The 17,338-nt window shown below is 48.2% G+C and carries 13 protein-coding genes; 9 read left to right on the plus strand and 4 right to left on the minus strand.

Features of this window, described 5'->3' with window-relative positions; translation table 11 throughout:
• Window positions 1–78: 78 nt before the first annotated feature.
• The 5 genes from ACYVEA_RS17905 (at window position 79) to ACYVEA_RS17925 (ending at window position 5,513) form a co-directional block, all read left to right on the plus strand.
• Entirely contained in the window at window positions 79–963 is an 885-nt protein-coding gene (locus ACYVEA_RS17905; protein WP_461114798.1) for a S1 family peptidase, read from the plus strand.
• Between the two features lie 88 nt (window positions 964–1,051).
• Window positions 1,052–1,489: an OsmC family peroxiredoxin gene (locus ACYVEA_RS17910; RefSeq protein WP_461114799.1), complete on the plus strand. Its 438-nt coding sequence runs from the start codon at window positions 1,052–1,054 to the stop codon at window positions 1,487–1,489.
• A gap of 212 nt (window positions 1,490–1,701) precedes the next feature.
• Window positions 1,702–2,787, plus strand: a complete 1,086-nt coding sequence (locus ACYVEA_RS17915) for a M20 family metallo-hydrolase (RefSeq protein ID WP_461114800.1) — start codon at window positions 1,702–1,704, stop codon at window positions 2,785–2,787.
• A gap of 178 nt (window positions 2,788–2,965) precedes the next feature.
• Window positions 2,966–4,120 carry a glycoside hydrolase family 88/105 protein gene (locus ACYVEA_RS17920; protein ID WP_461114801.1) on the plus strand — a complete coding sequence of 385 codons (1,155 nt, stop codon included), beginning with the start codon at window positions 2,966–2,968 and terminating at the stop codon, window positions 4,118–4,120.
• Window positions 4,121–4,142: 22 nt separating this feature from the next.
• The gene (locus tag ACYVEA_RS17925) at window positions 4,143–5,513 is read left to right on the plus strand and encodes an alpha-L-fucosidase (protein WP_461114802.1); all 1,371 of its coding nucleotides are present in this window, start codon (window positions 4,143–4,145) and stop codon (window positions 5,511–5,513) included.
• Window positions 5,514–5,531: 18 nt separating this feature from the next.
• Here the strand turns inward: ACYVEA_RS17925 and ACYVEA_RS17930 are convergent, their stop codons facing one another.
• The 4 genes from ACYVEA_RS17930 to ACYVEA_RS17945 form a co-directional block, all read right to left on the minus strand.
• Window positions 5,532–6,410, minus strand: coding sequence for a transglutaminase family protein (locus ACYVEA_RS17930; RefSeq protein WP_461114803.1), 879 nt, complete (start codon window positions 6,408–6,410; stop codon window positions 5,532–5,534).
• Between the two features lie 26 nt (window positions 6,411–6,436).
• Window positions 6,437–7,339, minus strand: a complete 903-nt coding sequence (locus ACYVEA_RS17935; RefSeq protein WP_461114804.1) for an SAM-dependent methyltransferase — start codon at window positions 7,337–7,339, stop codon at window positions 6,437–6,439.
• 81 nt (window positions 7,340–7,420) lie between these two features.
• Entirely contained in the window at window positions 7,421–8,536 is a 1,116-nt protein-coding gene (locus ACYVEA_RS17940) for a fatty acid desaturase family protein (RefSeq protein ID WP_461114805.1), read from the minus strand.
• 7 nt (window positions 8,537–8,543) lie between these two features.
• The gene (locus tag ACYVEA_RS17945; RefSeq protein WP_461114806.1) at window positions 8,544–8,873 is read right to left on the minus strand and encodes a winged helix-turn-helix transcriptional regulator; all 330 of its coding nucleotides are present in this window, start codon (window positions 8,871–8,873) and stop codon (window positions 8,544–8,546) included.
• 857 nt (window positions 8,874–9,730) lie between these two features.
• On the opposite strand from ACYVEA_RS17945, the gene ACYVEA_RS17950 reads away from it, so the two are divergent.
• The 4 genes from ACYVEA_RS17950 to ACYVEA_RS17965 all read left to right on the plus strand — a co-directional run bounded on the left by ACYVEA_RS17950 (window position 9,731) and on the right by ACYVEA_RS17965 (window position 17,297).
• Entirely contained in the window at window positions 9,731–10,684 is a 954-nt protein-coding gene (locus ACYVEA_RS17950; RefSeq protein WP_461114807.1) for a hypothetical protein, read from the plus strand.
• Window positions 10,685–11,072: 388 nt separating this feature from the next.
• Window positions 11,073–12,332 carry an MFS transporter gene (locus ACYVEA_RS17955; protein WP_461114808.1) on the plus strand — a complete coding sequence of 420 codons (1,260 nt, stop codon included), beginning with the start codon at window positions 11,073–11,075 and terminating at the stop codon, window positions 12,330–12,332.
• A 169-nt stretch (window positions 12,333–12,501) separates the two neighbouring features.
• Window positions 12,502–13,998 carry an L-fucose/L-arabinose isomerase family protein gene (locus ACYVEA_RS17960; protein WP_461114809.1) on the plus strand — a complete coding sequence of 499 codons (1,497 nt, stop codon included), beginning with the start codon at window positions 12,502–12,504 and terminating at the stop codon, window positions 13,996–13,998.
• Window positions 13,999–14,096: 98 nt separating this feature from the next.
• Window positions 14,097–17,297 (plus strand): SusC/RagA family TonB-linked outer membrane protein, encoded by a 3,201-nt coding sequence (locus ACYVEA_RS17965; protein ID WP_461114810.1) that lies wholly within the window; start codon window positions 14,097–14,099, stop codon window positions 17,295–17,297.
• Window positions 17,298–17,338 lie beyond the last annotated feature (41 nt).

The following is a 17,338-nucleotide window of genomic DNA, read 5'->3' on the forward strand; positions in this document are numbered from 1 at the left end:
GGTAAGTAAGTTTGTTGGTATTGGTTAACTTGCAGACTTACTTACTGCCTTTTGGCGATTCTCAATCTCTAACTGCTTATGTTTGTTGACGCCCTTGAACGCGTTGATTCGTTTACCCGTCCCATGCACTCTATCGTTCGGCTTTATGGACATAGTGAGGTTGTTCCCGGTACGGCTACTCTTTTTTTTGTAAACCAGGAGGGATGCGCTATTACGTGCAAACACGTAGCAGAACTGATCGCTCAAAGTGATCCTATCTACCATAACTACCGGGAGTTTCAGGGCGCTCGCCGGGACGTATTACGGGAACAAAATGCGGCCCATCTTATTAGTAAACTGGAGGTCAAATTCAAGCTTAGTGCTGATACAATCATTCGGGTACGAAACAACTTTGTAGGCTGCGTAGATCAGTTTCAGAAGCTGACCATTGATAAACACCCCACCCAGGATTTGGCCTTACTACGTTTCGAAGGTTTCAACCGGATATTGTATCGCTCTCATGCTACGTTTCTGGGCGACAGTAGTCGGATAAAACCGGGTCGAAGTTTATGTCGACTGGGCTATCCATTTCCCGAGTTCACGAACTTTCGATACAACTCCGCCACCGATGATATTGAATGGACAACGACGGGTCGTGTTACATCGCCAAGCTTTCCTATTGATGGTATTGTAACCCGATTAATGGCTGACGCGAATACGATTAATGGTATTGAAATGAGCACCCCCGGCTTACGCGGACAAAGTGGCGGTCCATTGTTCGACATGAAGGGGCTTATTTACGGGATGCAGTCGGCTACACGCCACTTGCATCTGGGCTTCGATATTGTGGATCAGGAAGTACTGGTAAATGGACGCAAAAGCCGCGTATCGAACTATCCATTTCTCAATGTAGGGCAGTGCGTTCATGTTGACGTCATTAAGGCATTCTTACGGGAAAAAGGCGTTCCCTTCTCCGAAGGATAAATCGGTATCAGATAGGTAGGCATAAACCCTTCGCAAGCTTTGTGGGTTAACTAACCGGATGCCATTAACGCGCATTCACTACACAAACATGTTAAAACGTAGAGCTTCAGCTGTCTGGAAAGGCGGCTTACAGGACGGAACCGGCACGATGTCGTCGTTCAGTGGTGCGTTGGACAATACAGCGTACTCCTTCAAAACCAGACTCGTTAGCGAAGATGGTAAAGCGGGCACTAACCCCGAAGAACTGCTAGCGGCTGCGCATGCAGGATGTTACGCTATGGCCACTAGCGCTACCATGGCGCAAGCTGGTTTTACCCCCGATGAACTGAGTGTGGCAGCTACCCTGACGCTGGATACCGATACGCTGTCGATCACGGCGGTTGATTTACAAATCAAAGGTAAAGTGCCGGGTATGACGGCTGAACAATTTGAAGAGGTTGCCGAAAATGCCGCTAAAATGTGTGTAATTTCAAGAGCGCTGAATCCCAGCATCCAGGTAACAAAAACCGCTACGTTAGAATCCTGAGGAGTAAAATGCCCGGCGAATAACTTCGGAGAACTGTATTCAGAACGTAGCACAGTTAAGGTTCGGTTTTAAGGGCTAATGTTTAAGCAAACGGAGGTTGTTATGTTACAGAAACATACATAACCTCCGTTTGCCTGTATCAGGATTTCAGTAGAGATTCGGGCACAAGCAATGCATGTTCCTGTATCTTTGAGCCGTCAACACTATTCCGCATGGCTGAACCAAATGTTCCAACCTTGTCCTCAACGGCCCTTTCGGCTGATGCGCTGGCCTTACTCAAACGACTTATTTCAATACCGTCGTTCAGCCGGGAAGAAGACCATACCGCTGAGATAATCGAAGCTTTTTTTCAGGAGAAACAAATTCCGTTCGATCGGCTGAAGAACAACATCTGGGCTAAAAATCGTTATTTCGATCCTGAAAAACCGACGTTGCTGCTAAACTCGCACCACGATACAGTGAAACCCAATAAGTCCTGGACGCTCGATCCGTTTGCCCCCATTGAACACGACGACAAACTCTTCGGCCTGGGTAGTAATGATGCCGGTGGCTGCCTGGTTTCACTGATCGCTACGTTTGTTTTCTTTTATGACCGGCCCGGCATGGCTTACAACATCGTTATGGCCGCTTCGGCTGAAGAGGAGATTTCTGGCCGCGATGGACTGGAACTCTTGTTGCCCAAATTGCCGCCAATTAGCTTTGCCATTGTTGGCGAACCAACTGAAATGCAACTGGCTATTGCCGAGAAAGGGTTACTTGTCATTGATTGTACCGCCCACGGCGTTAGTGGTCACGCTGCCCGCGACGAGGGCGAGAATGCTATTTACAAAGCCATTCGGGATATTAACTGGCTCACTACGTATCAGTTTCCGAAAGTATCGCCCACACTGGGACCAGTCAAATTATCGGTAACTATCATCAATGCGGGTACGCAACATAATGTAGTACCTGACACCTGTACGTTCACGATCGACGTACGCGTGACGGAACAGTATACTTTGGAAGAGGTCGTTGAAACTCTTCGAACCAACCTCCAGTCGGAGGTGAAACCGCGCTCCATTCGATTGAAACCGTCTTCTATTCCTGTTGAACACCCCATTGTGCAGGCTGGTTTGGCATTGAGCCGATACACTTATGGCTCACCTACTACGTCTGATCAGGCTGTGCTGAATTGTCCTTCGCTCAAGTGCGGGCCGGGGCACTCGAGTCGGTCGCATTCAGCCGATGAGTTCATTTATTTACGGGAAATCAGCGAGGGCGTAAATGGATATATCCAGATGCTTGAACAGATTTTGTAATTGACAGTCTGATGTGCGTAGTTATCCGTTTCGTTACGCCAATGGACTTTCGGTTAGAGCCGTGCCACGGTTCATTAAGTGTTGTCAGGAACCGTGGCACGGCTCTAACCGAAAGTCCTGGTCAATTCAAGTATGGGATGCCATAAATTTACTTTTCAGGGAAACGAACAGCCAGAAAATGAAGGGTTTACAGATCACGTTTGCTTTATTAATTGGTTTATCGGTAGTAGCCGAAACTGGGTTTGGTGATACACCGAAACACAAAGAACGGAGAACTCGTCTGGAGCGTCGACACGTAGTGCGCGACGAGGTCTTTTCGCCAGAGTATATCAAAACCGCCTTACTGAAAGCAACCAAATGGCAACTTGAGCATCCCAAACACAGTCCAACTGACTGGACGAATGGAGCCTTTTATGCCGGTGTTTTTGCCGCTTATGAAACCACCAAATCGCCACTGATTCTCGACTCATTGATGGCAATGGGCGAACGTAACAAATGGCGTCCCGGCGTCCGATTTGATCATGCGGATGACATCGCCATTTGCCAGACTTACATTGACTTATACCGGCTCAAAAAGGATCGCCAGATGATCCAGCCGACCATTGACAGCGTGCGGAAAATGCAAACGGTACCAGGAAAGGAACTGGAAAAACACGGCCTGACCTGGTGGTGGTGCGATGCGTTGTTCATGGCTCCGCCGGTGCTGGCCAAACTGAGTGCTACGTTGAATAATCCGACCTACAACGCATTTTCTGATTCGCTTTTTAGGCAAACCTATACACTGCTGTATAGCCAGCAGGAGCATCTTTTTGCACGCGATGCCAACTATCTCCTTGATGCGACGGGCGCCGGTAAGAAAGAGGCAAATGGTCAGAAAATTTTCTGGTCACGGGGCAATGGCTGGGTTATGGGCGGACTGGTACGTGTGCTGGAAGAACTTCCGGTCAAGCACCCAAGCCGACCTTTTTACCTGAATCTGTTCCAGCAAATGAGCGAACGTCTGATCGGGCTTCAGCAAGCCGATGGATTGTGGCGGGCCAGTTTGCTGGACCCGGCTGCCTATCCGGGTGGTGAAGCCAGTGGATCGGGTTTTGACTGCTATGCACTAGCGTGGGGCATTAACCAGGGTATTCTGGCCAAGAAGACGTATCAACCCGCTGTTGAAAAAGCCTGGATAGCACTGACCAAGCTGGTGTCGCCCGAAGGCCGGGTCGGCTGGGTGCAGCCCATCGGGGGTGATCCTAGACGTAATTTTAGTGAAGACAGTTGGGAGGTTTACGGTACGGGAGCGTTTCTACTGGCTGGCTCCCAAATTATCAAGTTGAAGCCGTAACAAACAAAATATGTTGACCGATATGAAATTCATCTGCTGTATAGGTTTACTGGTTGCCGGGTTAGCCACTGTAACAACCGTTTATGGGCAACCGAATGTTGGGTTACCTAAACCAGCGCCCCGCCAATTAGCCTGGCAATCGCAGGAAACCACGGCTTTCCTGCACTTTACCGTTAACACCTTTACCGACAAGGAGTGGGGCGATGGCACCGAAAGTCCGGCGATTTTTAACCCCGCTAAACTCGACACCCGACAGTGGATCAAAGCCTTGAAAGATGCCGGTTTTAAAATGGCGATCATCACAGCGAAACACCACGATGGGTTCTGTTTGTGGCCATCGAAGATGACGGAACATTCGGTCAAGAACAGCCCATGGAAAAACGGTTCGGGCGACGTAGTGCGGGAAGTGGCTGATGCCTGCCGCGAATTTGGACTGAAGTTTGGGGTATATCTGTCACCCTGGGATCGTCATGAACCACGCTATGGTACGGCTTCATACAATGACTATTACAAAAGCCAGCTTCGCGAATTGTTAACGAATTACGGACCTATTTCGGAGGTTTGGTTCGATGGCGCAAAAGGCGAGAATGCTAAAGATATGACCTATGACTTTGCGGGTTACTGGGCGCTGGTTCGCCAGTTACAGCCGAACGCCGTTATGTTTTCGGACGCTGGCCCCGATGTGCGCTGGGTAGGGAATGAAGCCGGTAACGCGGGCGAAACCTGCTGGTCAACCATTAATACGGAGGGGCTTTCACCCGGTAAAGCTGACTCCAAATACCTCAATCGGGGTGATGCTACGGGTAAACAATGGGTTCCGGCTGAAACCGATGTATCAATTCGGCCCGGCTGGTTTTATCATGCCGCTGAGGATGCGAAAGTGCGGTCGGCGAAGAATTTAGTGAACCTGTATTATCAGTCGGTTGGTCGGAACAGCTTGTTACTGCTGAACGTACCGCCTAATCGGGAGGGATTGTTTTCTGAGCCAGATATCGCCAGCCTGCACGAGTTTCGGAGTATTCTGGACGAGACATTTAAGAAGAACCTCGTCAGTAAACAGCCAAAGTTGACGGATAAACAACTGGCTACATTCACAACCTTACCCGCCAATCAACCCTTGATCATTGATTTAGGCACCGAACAATCCTTTGATCGGATTTTGATTCAGGAAAATATTGCCAATGGCCAACGTATTGCCAGTGGGCGGGTTGAGTACTGGGACGGTACCAACTGGAAGTCGCTTCAAACATTCACAACGGTGGGTTACAAACGCCTACTGCGCTTTCCCGCTGTGCAAAGCAACCGAATTCGCCTGACGCTTACCAATACCAACGGGCCAGTCGAGTTGGCCGAAGTAGGTATATTTAAAGCGTCAACACGGGAAGGTGACTGATCCTAAAATCGATGAAAATCAGGGTAATCGATCTAACGTATTGCTATACGTTAGAGTCGTTTCGCATATCTCGGTAGTGCCGGTTACGGGGGCTGCACTGAGCGGATCAGACGTACTGGCCAGCGGAATATGGCCCTCGGTTGCTAAGACGCCCGATGTAGGATCGAGGCCAATCCAGCCCGCACCGGGTATGAACACCTCGGCCCAGGCATGTAGGGCAAGGACATCTTCATTGGCTCCAGTCGGATTGTTTCGTTTCGTTTCGTCGGTAATAATCTGGGCCAGATAACCGGAAACGAAGCGAGCCGCCAAGCCGAAATGACGCAGAACCTGTACCAGTAACCATCCCGAATCGCGGCAGGAGCCAATGGCCAGTTTCAGTGTTTCTTCGGTGGGCTGGATGCCCGGTTCCATTCGAGTCGTGTAGGCAATATCCTGAAAAATCTGCTGATTAAGCATAATCAGAAATTCGACAGTACCACGCTTCGTCAGGTCTATTTTCTGTAACCACTGCTTCAGAAGCGGCCCCTGTTCGGCAACTTCCAGATACGGCATCAGGTCTTTTTTGAGCTGGTATTCGTAGTCAAAAGGAAACGATTCGGCGTAGGTATCCAGAAAGAAATCGAAGGGATTCATTGGTTCCAGCAGCGCCGTTATTTCGACCTTAATGGACATCGTCTGCATAGATCCCCAAAAGTCGATTCGCGCGATGAAGTTACCGAAAGGGTCCTGTTGCCAATGCAGGGAATGATTGGCCGGTTCAACAGTCAGGGAATACGATTCGATTAACGCTTTGGCGTGAGCCGCTGGTTTAAGCCGGATCAGGTGAGGAGACAGGAGAACCAACCGATCGTATTCATAATGGGTGTAGTGGTGAATAGCGACGCGGACAGACATGATTGATGAGGTGGTTGCTCTCCAAGTTACACTTTTTCGAACACTAACCGGTAGTGCTCCATAGTTTCCCGCTGAAAACATACGCGGTTCGGGCTGACTCTAAACACCGCAATCAGGTCCTGGAAGGGTTTGTTTGTCAGCAATTTTGGCAGTAGTGAAGCGTAAAGAAGATACTTCTTTAGATTGAAAGCACGGAATCGCTTTCGCCATTGGCCGATGGTTTCGATGTAATCGAGCCGACCGCTGCTTTGGGAAATGAGCTTGAATTTAGGCTGGGCGTTACGTATTACCTGCTCAGCACCATAGGGCAACCACGATCCCGGAAACTGGGCAATCATCAGCGCCAGCGCATACGAATCGGAATCTTTCGGCGCATCCAGACTGATTTCTTCGAGCGGAATCATGTTCTTGCCGAACACCATCGTTTGCATGTAAAACCGGCCGCCAACTGGCAATAAGTTATATAGATTACTGAAAAAATCGGCGTATACCTGATCCTGCTGACCCGCTTTGTACTGCTCAATCGAGCAAAAGTGCTCCATACCACCAATGCAGGTGATGGCGTCGAACGTACCATAATCAGTGGGTGTAATCAGGCGACAGTCTTTAACATCGACATTCAACCCATTAGCCCGGCAAGCTTCGGCCTGGCCGCTGGAAAGTGTCACCCCACGCGCATCAGCACCACGTCCTTTAACATACGTAAGAAAAGGCCCCCAGCCACAGCCCATATCGAGCACTTTAGAACCAGCCTTAACGCCCAGACTATCGGCAATGAACGTATGCTTCTGTCGTTGTGCTTCCTCCAGTGTAAGTGAAAAATCGCCATTGTACATAGCCCCGCTATAATCACCGGTTTGTCCGATGCTCAGACGAAAAATTTTGTCAATAGTGGTGTACGTAAAATCGAGGTCTTGCTGAGAAGCCATAGGCCAGGGAGGAAGTTAATGCCAATAGAAAAGGTGAGTACGCCCGCAATCTACCAGAATCAACGGACGTAAAAAAGTTGGTCAATCAGCAACGCTGTACATGTTTATATCCTCGACCACGGGTTGCCCAAGTTTCTGTAAAAGGCGGTAGTGAGAATAAAGAGCTGAACCAAAGCTCTCATTTTCAAGGTAAGGCAGGTCAAATTCTTCGGCCGTCTGCTTAACGATCGAAGCAATGGCCGGGTAGTGAATATGACAAACCTTCGGAAACAAATGATGTTCGATCTGGCGATTCAAGCCACCACAAATAAAAGCAGCCAGCGCACTGTTGGGTGCAAAGTTAGCGGTCGTATGCATTTGGTGAATCGCCCAGGCAGCCTGTATATCACCACTTTCATCGGGTATCGGGAAAGCCGTGCCTTCTACAGCATGGGCTAACTGGAAGACCAAACCCAAGACCAACCCTTCGGCCAGGTGCATCAGAACAAAACCGATAGCCAACTGCCACCACGTCAGGTCAAGTACCAGAAAAGGTATAACTAGAAAGAAAAGATAGTATAAGCCTTTGGATATGAACAATTTAACGTACTCCTTGCGAGGATGCGACGATGTATCGTGGTGGCCAATCTTGCCTTTGAAGAATTTGACGTAATCTTTCCGTAAGACCCAGGAAAGCGAAGCCAGAGAATATAAAGGAATCGTGTACCAATGCTGGAACCGATGCCAGGGACGAAGTGCTTCGTCGGGGTCCAGACGTACCAGACCCGGAGCAACTTCAATATCTTCGTCATGACCCGGAATATTGGTGTAGGTGTGATGAACGATGTTGTGGGTAATCTTCCAGACGTATGGATTGGCGCCTATCAGATAAAAACTATTGCCCATCAGTCGATTCACCCAGCTACGGGACGAAAAAGAACCGTGAAGTCCGTCGTGAGACACATTGAAGCCAATACAGGCCGCAAAAACACCCATCAGGAGTGCCAGCCCTAACATTTCCCAATTCCCAAATTGATTGGATAAAATTAAGACGTAGAATAGCGTATAACCAGCCAGGAAGAAAATTGCCTTTGCCCACATTGCCCCGTTGGCATTGGGCGAAATAGCATTCTCTTTAAAATAAGCATCAACTCGTTTGCGAGCCGTAACAAAAAACTGTGATCGATTTAAGTCTTTAAATTTTAGCGGGTTTGACATTGATAAGTCAGTTGAAAATACGGCCAAGTTCCTGAAGCTCCAATAGGATTGGCAGGGCTAAGCGGCCTTTTTTTGTTAATGTATATTCCACGCGTGGTGGAATTTCGGCATATGCCTTACGCTTCATGACACCTAACGCCACAAGCGTTTTTAACTCGCTAGCCAATACTTTTTCGCTGACGCCGGGTAGCATTTCACTGATTTTTCCGTAACGTAGCGTTTGCTCACCTAAAAGCAGAATGATATATAGCCGCCATTTGCCACAGACGATTGCTAAGCTTTGATTAATTAAATTCAGATCGGGTACTACAGGTAAATCACTCCGGTCACTTGTCATGTACTTGTAAATTAACAGAACCGAAAGAAGGTGATTGACCAGTCCTGAAACTATTTCAGCTTAATTAAGACAAATTAGTTGGTATCTTCGATATTATGCGAAGAGGACAACTACTTGCAGACTATGGCAAAAAATTAAAAGTGGTACCAAATAGGGTAGTTAACAGAGATGAGGTGCCTGAACTTGACTGGAATTAGGAGAGATTTATCTGTTTAGTCAAAGTCAGATAAAAATAATAACTACAATTACGTAGTAATCCCTTACTTGTATTCACGCAAAGCAAGTTGCACACTAAGGGAAATAAATTAAAAGTTGATTATTACTGTCAAGTTGGTAACAAACTTACACATTTGTAAGCTTCTAACCAAATAAAAAGTAAAAGAAAATCAGATAAATACAGTTAATGGGCTTGCTTCTCTGAAAATAGTGGTTGCTGCCGCAAACCTGTATACTGCCAAAGATAGGACAAACATAGCTTCGTGGTCAACCCAGCCCCGTGTTATCATTTTGTTACTGGTTGCCTTTTGTTCTTTTTACGGCTTCCTTAGTGAGTGTCTAAAAATTAGTTTTTAAGCTGTTTCACCCCTGAATCCCCTAAAGGGGACTTGGTTTGACGACGAGTAAAGTCCTCTTTAGGGGATTCAGGGGTGAAACAGCTTAAAAACTAATTTTTAGACAGTCCCTTATTCTTAAAAAGTTTCGTGGCGAAGCCTATACTATTGAATGCAAATGGTTTGACTGGTTAAAATTCCCTTTGTTCTTTATTACTTACGAAAGCCTCGGCCGCTCGGTTTTCCATTTCTTTACTTTCTAGCCTTACTGTATCCTGAGTAAGTATTATTTACACAATAAAAGAGATGCTTAAAGAACTATTTACGTCCTTAGGTCGTGTGTTTAACTTCCTGATCGCGCTGGTTGTTGCTGTGATTCTGGGATTTACCACTTGGGCATGCTGGGAAATCTATCAGGAAGCGCTACTTCAGCGTGAGTTTGTAAAAGAAGGACAGCTCATTTCAGTAACTATAAACAACGCTGATCATACCCAGCGGTCGTGGCGGGATGTACTGGGAAATAGTGTGTACCTGACCGTTGAGTACAAAGGCAAAGACTATACAACCCGCTACGTACGAGACACTACGTATGTCAGTGCAGGCGACCGCGTTCAATTACTATATCATCCTCGCTATGATGCGTTCAGACAACCGGGTGATGAAATTCACTTTGACCAATCCAAGCGAAAATCACGCTTGATCGAGTGGACGGCCATCCGGTTTTTCAGCAATGAAAACCGCCTGTTGTTCTTATGCCTGCTTCTTTCTATCGCTACCTTTTTCATGATTGCCGGTGTTATCGCCACCGTTCTGCCAGTTCCGTTTTTGCAATCATTGGCTCGCTTTGTTTTTGTGACTACCCTTTTCGCAGCGGCCGTTTTCTTCACTTACGATACCTGGCGATATTACCAGTACTATCAGCACTTAAAAATAGATGGGCATCGGGTGACTGTTCGGGTGCTGGATACCGATCGAAAAGCGCGTTTCAGGCAATCTGGCCGTCATACTTTCTATAAGTTGTATGACTATGACGCTACAATCCGGTATCAGCAGCAGGAACGGGTTATTCCCATCAGTGAAGATGATTTTGAGACATTAAAGCCAAACGATTCACTAAAAGCATTTTATGATGAATCCATTGATGATTTTATGTCGATTGATTATTCACTTGACTACAGCCAGATTCTACTTCCAGGGTTCTTTTGGCTACTCGCGTTCCTATTACTACGTCCTGGCTTCACCCGAACTAAGAAAAGTTAGTCATAGCGCTGGAACAGTTCATATAATGATTCATCCGTCTATATACCTTACTGATAAACATATCAATATGGTTTATGCATAGTATCGAAGAAGACCACTATAGCCGTAAGTTTCCTGCCACGGTACATATAATACTGAACTTTAAATGCCTAATCGAGATCGGGTGCGCCTTGCCACTAACTAAGCTCAGCCTTGCTATCAGCTATATGACAACGATGGCAAGCTATTCAATTATGAAAGAAAGCCCTATAGCTGGCGGACAATTATCGCAACCAAAAAATACTATATAAAATTATTTCTATTTGATTGAAAAAAAATGCCATACCTATTGATTTTTAGAATCACATCCTTATATCTTTGCGATAGTTAACTTAGTGCGTTAAGCTATATGAATACCAACATCCGCTGGTTGATTGTTTTCCTTCTTTTTATCGCCACTGGCCTGAGTTTTCTGGATCGGCAGGTGTTGTCGATTGCGATTATCAAGATTCAGGAGGAGTTCCATATCACGGATGTTCAATATGGTATGATCAACACTAGCTTCCTGATTAGTTATGCTATCATGTTCACGTTAGGCGGGTGGCTGATTGATCGGGTTGGTGGCAAAAGGGGACTGGCTATCTCAGTTGGCTTGTGGTCGGTGGCAAACAGTCTGCACGCGGTAATGACTTCGTTTTCGCAATTGCTGGCTTTTCGGTTTATGCTGGGCATTGGCGAAGGCGGTTGTTTTCCCGGAGCCGCCTGGACGGTCTACCGCTGGTTCGACAAAAAGGAACGAGCCCTGGCGAATGGCATCGCTATCGGCGGCTCGGCGATAGGGGCGGTTGTTGCGCCACCACTAACTATATGGTTGTCAAAAAGTTATGGCTGGCGCGGAGGCTTTCTTATTCCAGGTCTTATCGGTATAGCGTGGGTAATTGCCTGGCTACTAATCCCCTGGCGAAAAGAAAAACTGGTCGTTGATACGTCAATTGAAACAGAGCCAAAAGAAACGGTACCGTTTCTTGACTTGCTCAAACAACGACCAACCTGGGTGTTTATCATCATTCGGTTTCTGCTCGATCCAGTCTTCTATTTCATGATGTTCTGGATTCCAAAATACCTCAGTTCAGTACGTAACGTATCGTTTGACGAGATTGGCAAGCTGTTCTGGATTCCGTTTCTGGCGCTGGGTATCGCCAACATTCTGGGCGGCTGGTTCTCTGGCCAGCTGATTGCCCGTAACTTTTCCGTCAACAAAGCCCGAAAAACTGTAATGGGGATTGCTGCTGCGTTGACCCTTGCTGCACCGGCTATTGAGTGGGTGTCATCGGTTCAGGTCGCGGTGGCGCTAATGTCAGTGTTTATGTTTGCGCATGGGTTTTGGATCACTAATTACATTACGTCCATCTCGGATATGTTTGGACAGAAGGCGACTTCCACGGTCGTTGGGCTTTCTGGAACGGCGGGAGCTGTGTCAGGTTTGCTGCTCAATCCATTGATGGGCGTTATCATCCAGAACTACTCGTATCGGCCCCTCTGGATTGCTTCGGGGCTATTGTACCCACTGGCCTTTGGTTTGCTCATCTGGCTGATTCCCAGAATTAAAGCCTTGGATTTAGGAGCAAAACAGGATTTTATACCAGATGCAGTTAATGTTGGCTTATGAAACCCCCAATCCCCTAAAGGGGGCTAATTGACCGGTAGGTTTTGGCCCCCTTTAGGGGGTTGGGGGTTTATAATTCCTAAACCAAGCAATTGTTCTTCACATCCCCAAAACACGTTTACTTTAACTTAGTGCACTAACTTAATTCTGAAAAGACATAAACCTTTACTATATGGAACAACAATCCCTCAACGACGTAGCAGTACACCAGACTGGCCTTGTAAAACGAAAAAAGACACGTCCTCGGATCGGGGTGTTTGGCGTAGGTTATTTTAAATACTGGAGCCAGTTCGACGGGTTGCTGGACGATATGTTGAAAAAGCAATCGGTTTTTATTGATAAAATCGAAGCGTTCGATTCTGTAGAAATCATTGATTTTGGCCTCGTAGACGATGTAACAAAAGCTTACGAAATGGTGCCCAAACTCAATGCCGCCAATCTGGACCTGATTTTCTGCGATATGCTGACCTATGCCACGTCGAGTACGTTCGGTGTCATTATCAAAAGCATCGATGTGCCGATTGTGCTGGTGGCGCTTCAGCCCGACAAAGCGATGGATTACAGCCGTGCCTCGACCTATCTGCAACTTTACAATGACGACATCTGCTCCCTGCCCGAGTTTGCGGGTGTGGCCATTCGAATGGGCAAAAAAGTGCCTCAGGTAATCATCGGTACGCTATATGACGACCCCGCTGCCGACGCTGAAATCGAAACGTATTGCCGAATTGCGGCTGTGCTTCATGACCTGAAAACGGCTAAAATTGGGCATATCGGCCATCCCATTGAGGCTATGCTCGACATGCATTCCGATTCGACGATGTTAACGGCTCATTTTGGTGTGCACATTGTTCAGTGTGAGGCCCACGAAATTGTTACGCAGTATCAGCAGGCTACGGAGGAGGAAATTGACGTAGTGAAAGAGCGGATTTTGGCCTTTTTCGATACGCCTGATCCGGTTTCTGATCCCATTTCCGAAAAGCTGCGGGAGTCCGATTTACACATTGCTGCTCAGGCCACCGTGGCGCTGGAGAAATTTGTGAAGCTGAAAAAACTGGATGGACTCGCCTATTACTACGATGGTCCGGATAACAGCGACACGCGGGTAGTGATGTCCAACCTGATCGTCGGTAACTCCCTGCTTCAGGGTGCGGGCTTCCCGATGTGTGGCGAATCGGATTTGAAAACCTGTATCGCCATGCTCATTATGGAACGCCTGGGCATCGGTGGCAGTTTCGCCGAGTTTCACCCGGTTGATTTTAAAGAGGATTTTGTGCTGGTCGGTCATGATGGCCCACACAATATTGCCATTGCCGAAGGACAGCCCGTGCTACGTAGTCTGAAGAAATACCACGGCAAGCCGGGTTTTGGCGCAGGTGTTGAGTTCAAAATCAAGGAAGGGCCCATTACAATGCTCAGCATCAGCTCGACATACGAGGGCAAAATAAAATTCGTCATCGCTGAGGGTGAGTCGATTGCCGGGCCAATTCCGCCGACGGGCAACACCAATACCCGGGGCTTTTTCAAACCCGATGTTCGCACGTTTCTCAAACGCTGGATCGGCGAAGGACCCACGCATCACTTCGCGCTGGGCATCGGGCACCATGCCCAGACAATCCAGAAAATCGCCGACTACCTGAAAATTGAATCCGTGATCATTCCATTAAGATGATGAATTGTTAATGATGAATGGCCCGCGTCAGCCCATTCATCACGCATCATTAATAAGTCATCATTCAGCAAAGTTTTTTAAACCTTAATCCGTTAACCATGAACCATTTTTTATTTCATCGGCTGCGACTCCTGGTGATTGGCAGCATGTTAAGTGTATTGGCCGCTGTTCAGATTGCGTCGGCCCAATCGAACAAAGTACCGGTGAGCGGTAAAATTACCGCTGATGAAGATGGCGAGGCTTTGGTGGGCGCGACCGTAACAGAAAAGGGAACCCAGAACGGCACGACGTCGGATGCCAACGGAACCTTCAAACTCAATGTATCGACCAACGCAACGCTTGTCGTTAGTTTTATTGGCTATTCCCCTCAGGAGCTTGCAATTGGCAATAAGTCAACGATTAATGTCGCCCTCAAAACCGACCAGCAGCAATTACAGGACGTAGTGGTGGTAGGCTACGGTACCCAGCGCAAAAAAGATTTGACGGGTTCCATTGTCAACCTAACCAGCAAAGATCTGGTGCCGGTACCCTCAGCTACGAGCGTCGATCAGATGATGCAGGGTAAAGTGGCGGGTGTTCAGATTACCCAAACATCGGGGGCTCCGGGCGGCAATGTCAACGTTATCATTCGCGGAATCAGCTCGATTACGGGCGGAAACTCGCCTTTATACGTAGTGGATGGGTACGCCATTGGTACGGGTGGGGGAGGCTCTGATTTGAGTAGTTTTGGGGCAAACTCGTACACCGCCAGTGGTATCGTCAACAGCAGCTCGACCAACCGGATCAATCCGCTTAGCATCATTAACCCATCGGATATTGAGTCGATTCAGGTGTTGAAAGACGCGTCGGCAACGGCTATCTACGGTTCCCGCGGGGCCAACGGCGTTGTGATCATCACGACCAAACGAGGCAAGTTAGGCAAACCGACCATTACGTTCGAACACTCGACGGGCATGCAGGAGTTAGCCCGAAAGATGAAGCTGTTGACGCCCCGTCAATACGCTGAATTTGTGGCCGAAGGCCGCGATAACGCCTGGGTATTTGCAGGCGGTAAAGCCTCCGACCCGAACAGCGTACGTAGCACGGCCACGCAGGTAAAACCCGACTTTCGGAATCCGTCGCAGTTTCCGGATGAAGGTTACGGCACCGACTGGCAGGATGTTATCTTCCGGAAAGGAGCGGTTCACAACTACCAACTGTCGGCGAGTGGGACGAGTAAGGATGTAAGTTACTACATATCAGGTGGTTATTTTAATCAAAAAGGCATTCTGATTGGATCTAACTTCGATAAGTTCACACTTCGTACCAACATTGACGCGCATATCAGCCAGCGCCTGAAAATTGGCGCTTCGTTTTCTGGCGCACATTCTTACGGTGATTTTGCCCGCGCCGAAGGGCATTTGCAATACCGGGGGTTGATCTCGGCCGCGCTGGCCAGTGATCCAACTATTCCTGTGCGTAATCCAGATGGTACGCCCTATTCTGAATTCTCCAGCCCAACGGGAATTCCGGTTGAAAATCCACTTATAATTGCTGCTGAATTTTCGGACAAACGTAACAACACCAACGTATTCACCAATAACTATTTGCAATTTGAGCTGGCGCCGGGTCTCATCCTGAAAACTTCCATTGGCGTAAATTATTCCAACAACGTAACGCGGCTGTGGAAATCGTCGAAAGTGGGTATCGCAACCAGCCGGACGGGAGCGGCAACGGCGGGGTCTACCGAAGTAAAAAGCCTGAACTGGCTGAACGAAAACACGCTGAACTACCGGCATAAGTTTGGTGGCAAGCACGATGTTGATGCCCTGGTAGGCTACACTATCCAGAAAAATTCGGATGAGATTTTGCAGGCTGGCGCTACGGGTTTCTCGACCGATTATGTCCCTTATCTGGCCGCTGGAACCGTTTCGACGGGTACGAATTACATCAGCCAATGGTCCATAATGTCGTGGCTGGCGCGGGTGAATTATACGTTTGCTGGCAAATATCTCCTTACTGCCACCATTCGGCAGGATGGTAGTTCGCGCTTTGGGGCGAAGAATCGCTGGGGTACGTTTCCGTCACTTTCGGCTGCCTATCGACTGTCAGATGAGTCCTTTATGAAATCGGCTACGTTCATCAGCGACCTGAAAATCAGAGCGAGTTACGGCGTTTCGGGAAATAACCAGATTCCAAACTACGCGACGCAGGGCTTGCTGGGCGTGGCACGTACCGTAGCGAACGGGCAGATTGTGTCGGGCGTGGTACCGAATAGCCTGGCCAACGATCAACTGACCTGGGAGCAATCGCTGCAAACCAATGTGGGCATGGATTTGTCGCTGTTTCATAATCGACTGTCGTTTACGGTCGATGCGTACCAGACATTCAAAAAGAACCTGTTGCTGAACGTAACATTGCCGTCGGCTTCAGGCTTTAACACCTCTGTTCAGAACATTGGCGAGGTCGAAAATAAAGGGCTCGAACTGTCCCTTAATTCGCAAAACATTGGCAAAGGACCGTTTCAATGGAATACCGATTTTAACATTAGCTGGAACCGGAATAAAGTGACAGCGCTCAATTCGGAAGCGGCCCGGATCGTTACGTCCGATTACCAGGTGGCGCAGGTTGGCTACCCGATTTCCAGCTTCCGGTTGCTCAATATTCTGGGGATTTTCCAGACGCAGGAGGAGATCAGCAAAAGTCCAATTCAGAACCCGAGAGTGCAACCGGGTGACTATAAATATCAGGATGCTGATGGCAATGGCACGATCAATACGTCCGATAGAACCATCGTTGGAAATCCCTGGCCTAAGTTCACCTGGGGACTAGGCAACCGCTTCAGTTACAGGAATTTCGCCTTGAGCATCAGCGTAAATGGTACATATGGCAATCAGGTTTATTTCCAGGGCGGTGAGGTAAATCTGAATGGTGCGGGTGTGCAAAATCAGTTAGCAGCCATGGCCAATCGGTGGCGGTCGCCGGAGAATCCGGGAGCCGGATTGTACAGCCGTGCGATACGTAACGACTACGCGTTTGGGTTCAGTGCCGGAACGACCAAGTACCTGTTCGATGGGTCGTTCACCCGCATTCGGGATGTGAATCTGTCGTACACCTTCCCAACGCCAATGATTAGCAAACTCAAACTTCAGGCGCTTTCGGTCTATGCCGACGTAACGAATCTGTATACGTTCACGAAATATCCCGGCTACGATCCGGAGGGCAGCACTGGTGGTGATAACCTGGCCAAAAGTGGCGTCGACTTTTTCTCGTATCCGAACCCACGTACCTACACCGTTGGCCTGCGTGTGACATTTTAAATCGACATGAACTCGTACTTCGGTAGCTACCCCACCCCCAA

This window comes from Spirosoma jeollabukense, assembly GCF_054777855.1.

Excerpts from the sequence above, each read along its gene's own strand:
- ACYVEA_RS17910 (WP_461114799.1), top strand. The coding sequence starts at position 1,052 with ATGTTAAAACGTAGAGCTTCAGCTGTCTGGAAAGGCGGCTTACAGGAC.
- ACYVEA_RS17905 (WP_461114798.1), top strand. The coding sequence starts at position 79 with ATGTTTGTTGACGCCCTTGAACGCGTTGATTCGTTTACCCGTCCCATG.
- ACYVEA_RS17925 (WP_461114802.1), top strand. The coding sequence starts at position 4,143 with ATGAAATTCATCTGCTGTATAGGTTTACTGGTTGCCGGGTTAGCCACT.
- ACYVEA_RS17915 (WP_461114800.1), top strand. The coding sequence starts at position 1,702 with ATGGCTGAACCAAATGTTCCAACCTTGTCCTCAACGGCCCTTTCGGCT.
- ACYVEA_RS17940 (WP_461114805.1), bottom strand. The coding sequence starts at position 8,536 with ATGTCAAACCCGCTAAAATTTAAAGACTTAAATCGATCACAGTTTTTT.
- ACYVEA_RS17955 (WP_461114808.1), top strand. The coding sequence starts at position 11,073 with ATGAATACCAACATCCGCTGGTTGATTGTTTTCCTTCTTTTTATCGCC.
- ACYVEA_RS17960 (WP_461114809.1), top strand. The coding sequence starts at position 12,502 with ATGGAACAACAATCCCTCAACGACGTAGCAGTACACCAGACTGGCCTT.
- ACYVEA_RS17920 (WP_461114801.1), top strand. The coding sequence starts at position 2,966 with ATGAAGGGTTTACAGATCACGTTTGCTTTATTAATTGGTTTATCGGTA.
- ACYVEA_RS17945 (WP_461114806.1), bottom strand. The coding sequence starts at position 8,873 with ATGACAAGTGACCGGAGTGATTTACCTGTAGTACCCGATCTGAATTTA.
- ACYVEA_RS17950 (WP_461114807.1), top strand. The coding sequence starts at position 9,731 with ATGCTTAAAGAACTATTTACGTCCTTAGGTCGTGTGTTTAACTTCCTG.
- ACYVEA_RS17930 (WP_461114803.1), bottom strand. The coding sequence starts at position 6,410 with ATGTCTGTCCGCGTCGCTATTCACCACTACACCCATTATGAATACGAT.
- ACYVEA_RS17965 (WP_461114810.1), top strand. The coding sequence starts at position 14,097 with ATGAACCATTTTTTATTTCATCGGCTGCGACTCCTGGTGATTGGCAGC.
- ACYVEA_RS17935 (WP_461114804.1), bottom strand. The coding sequence starts at position 7,339 with ATGGCTTCTCAGCAAGACCTCGATTTTACGTACACCACTATTGACAAA.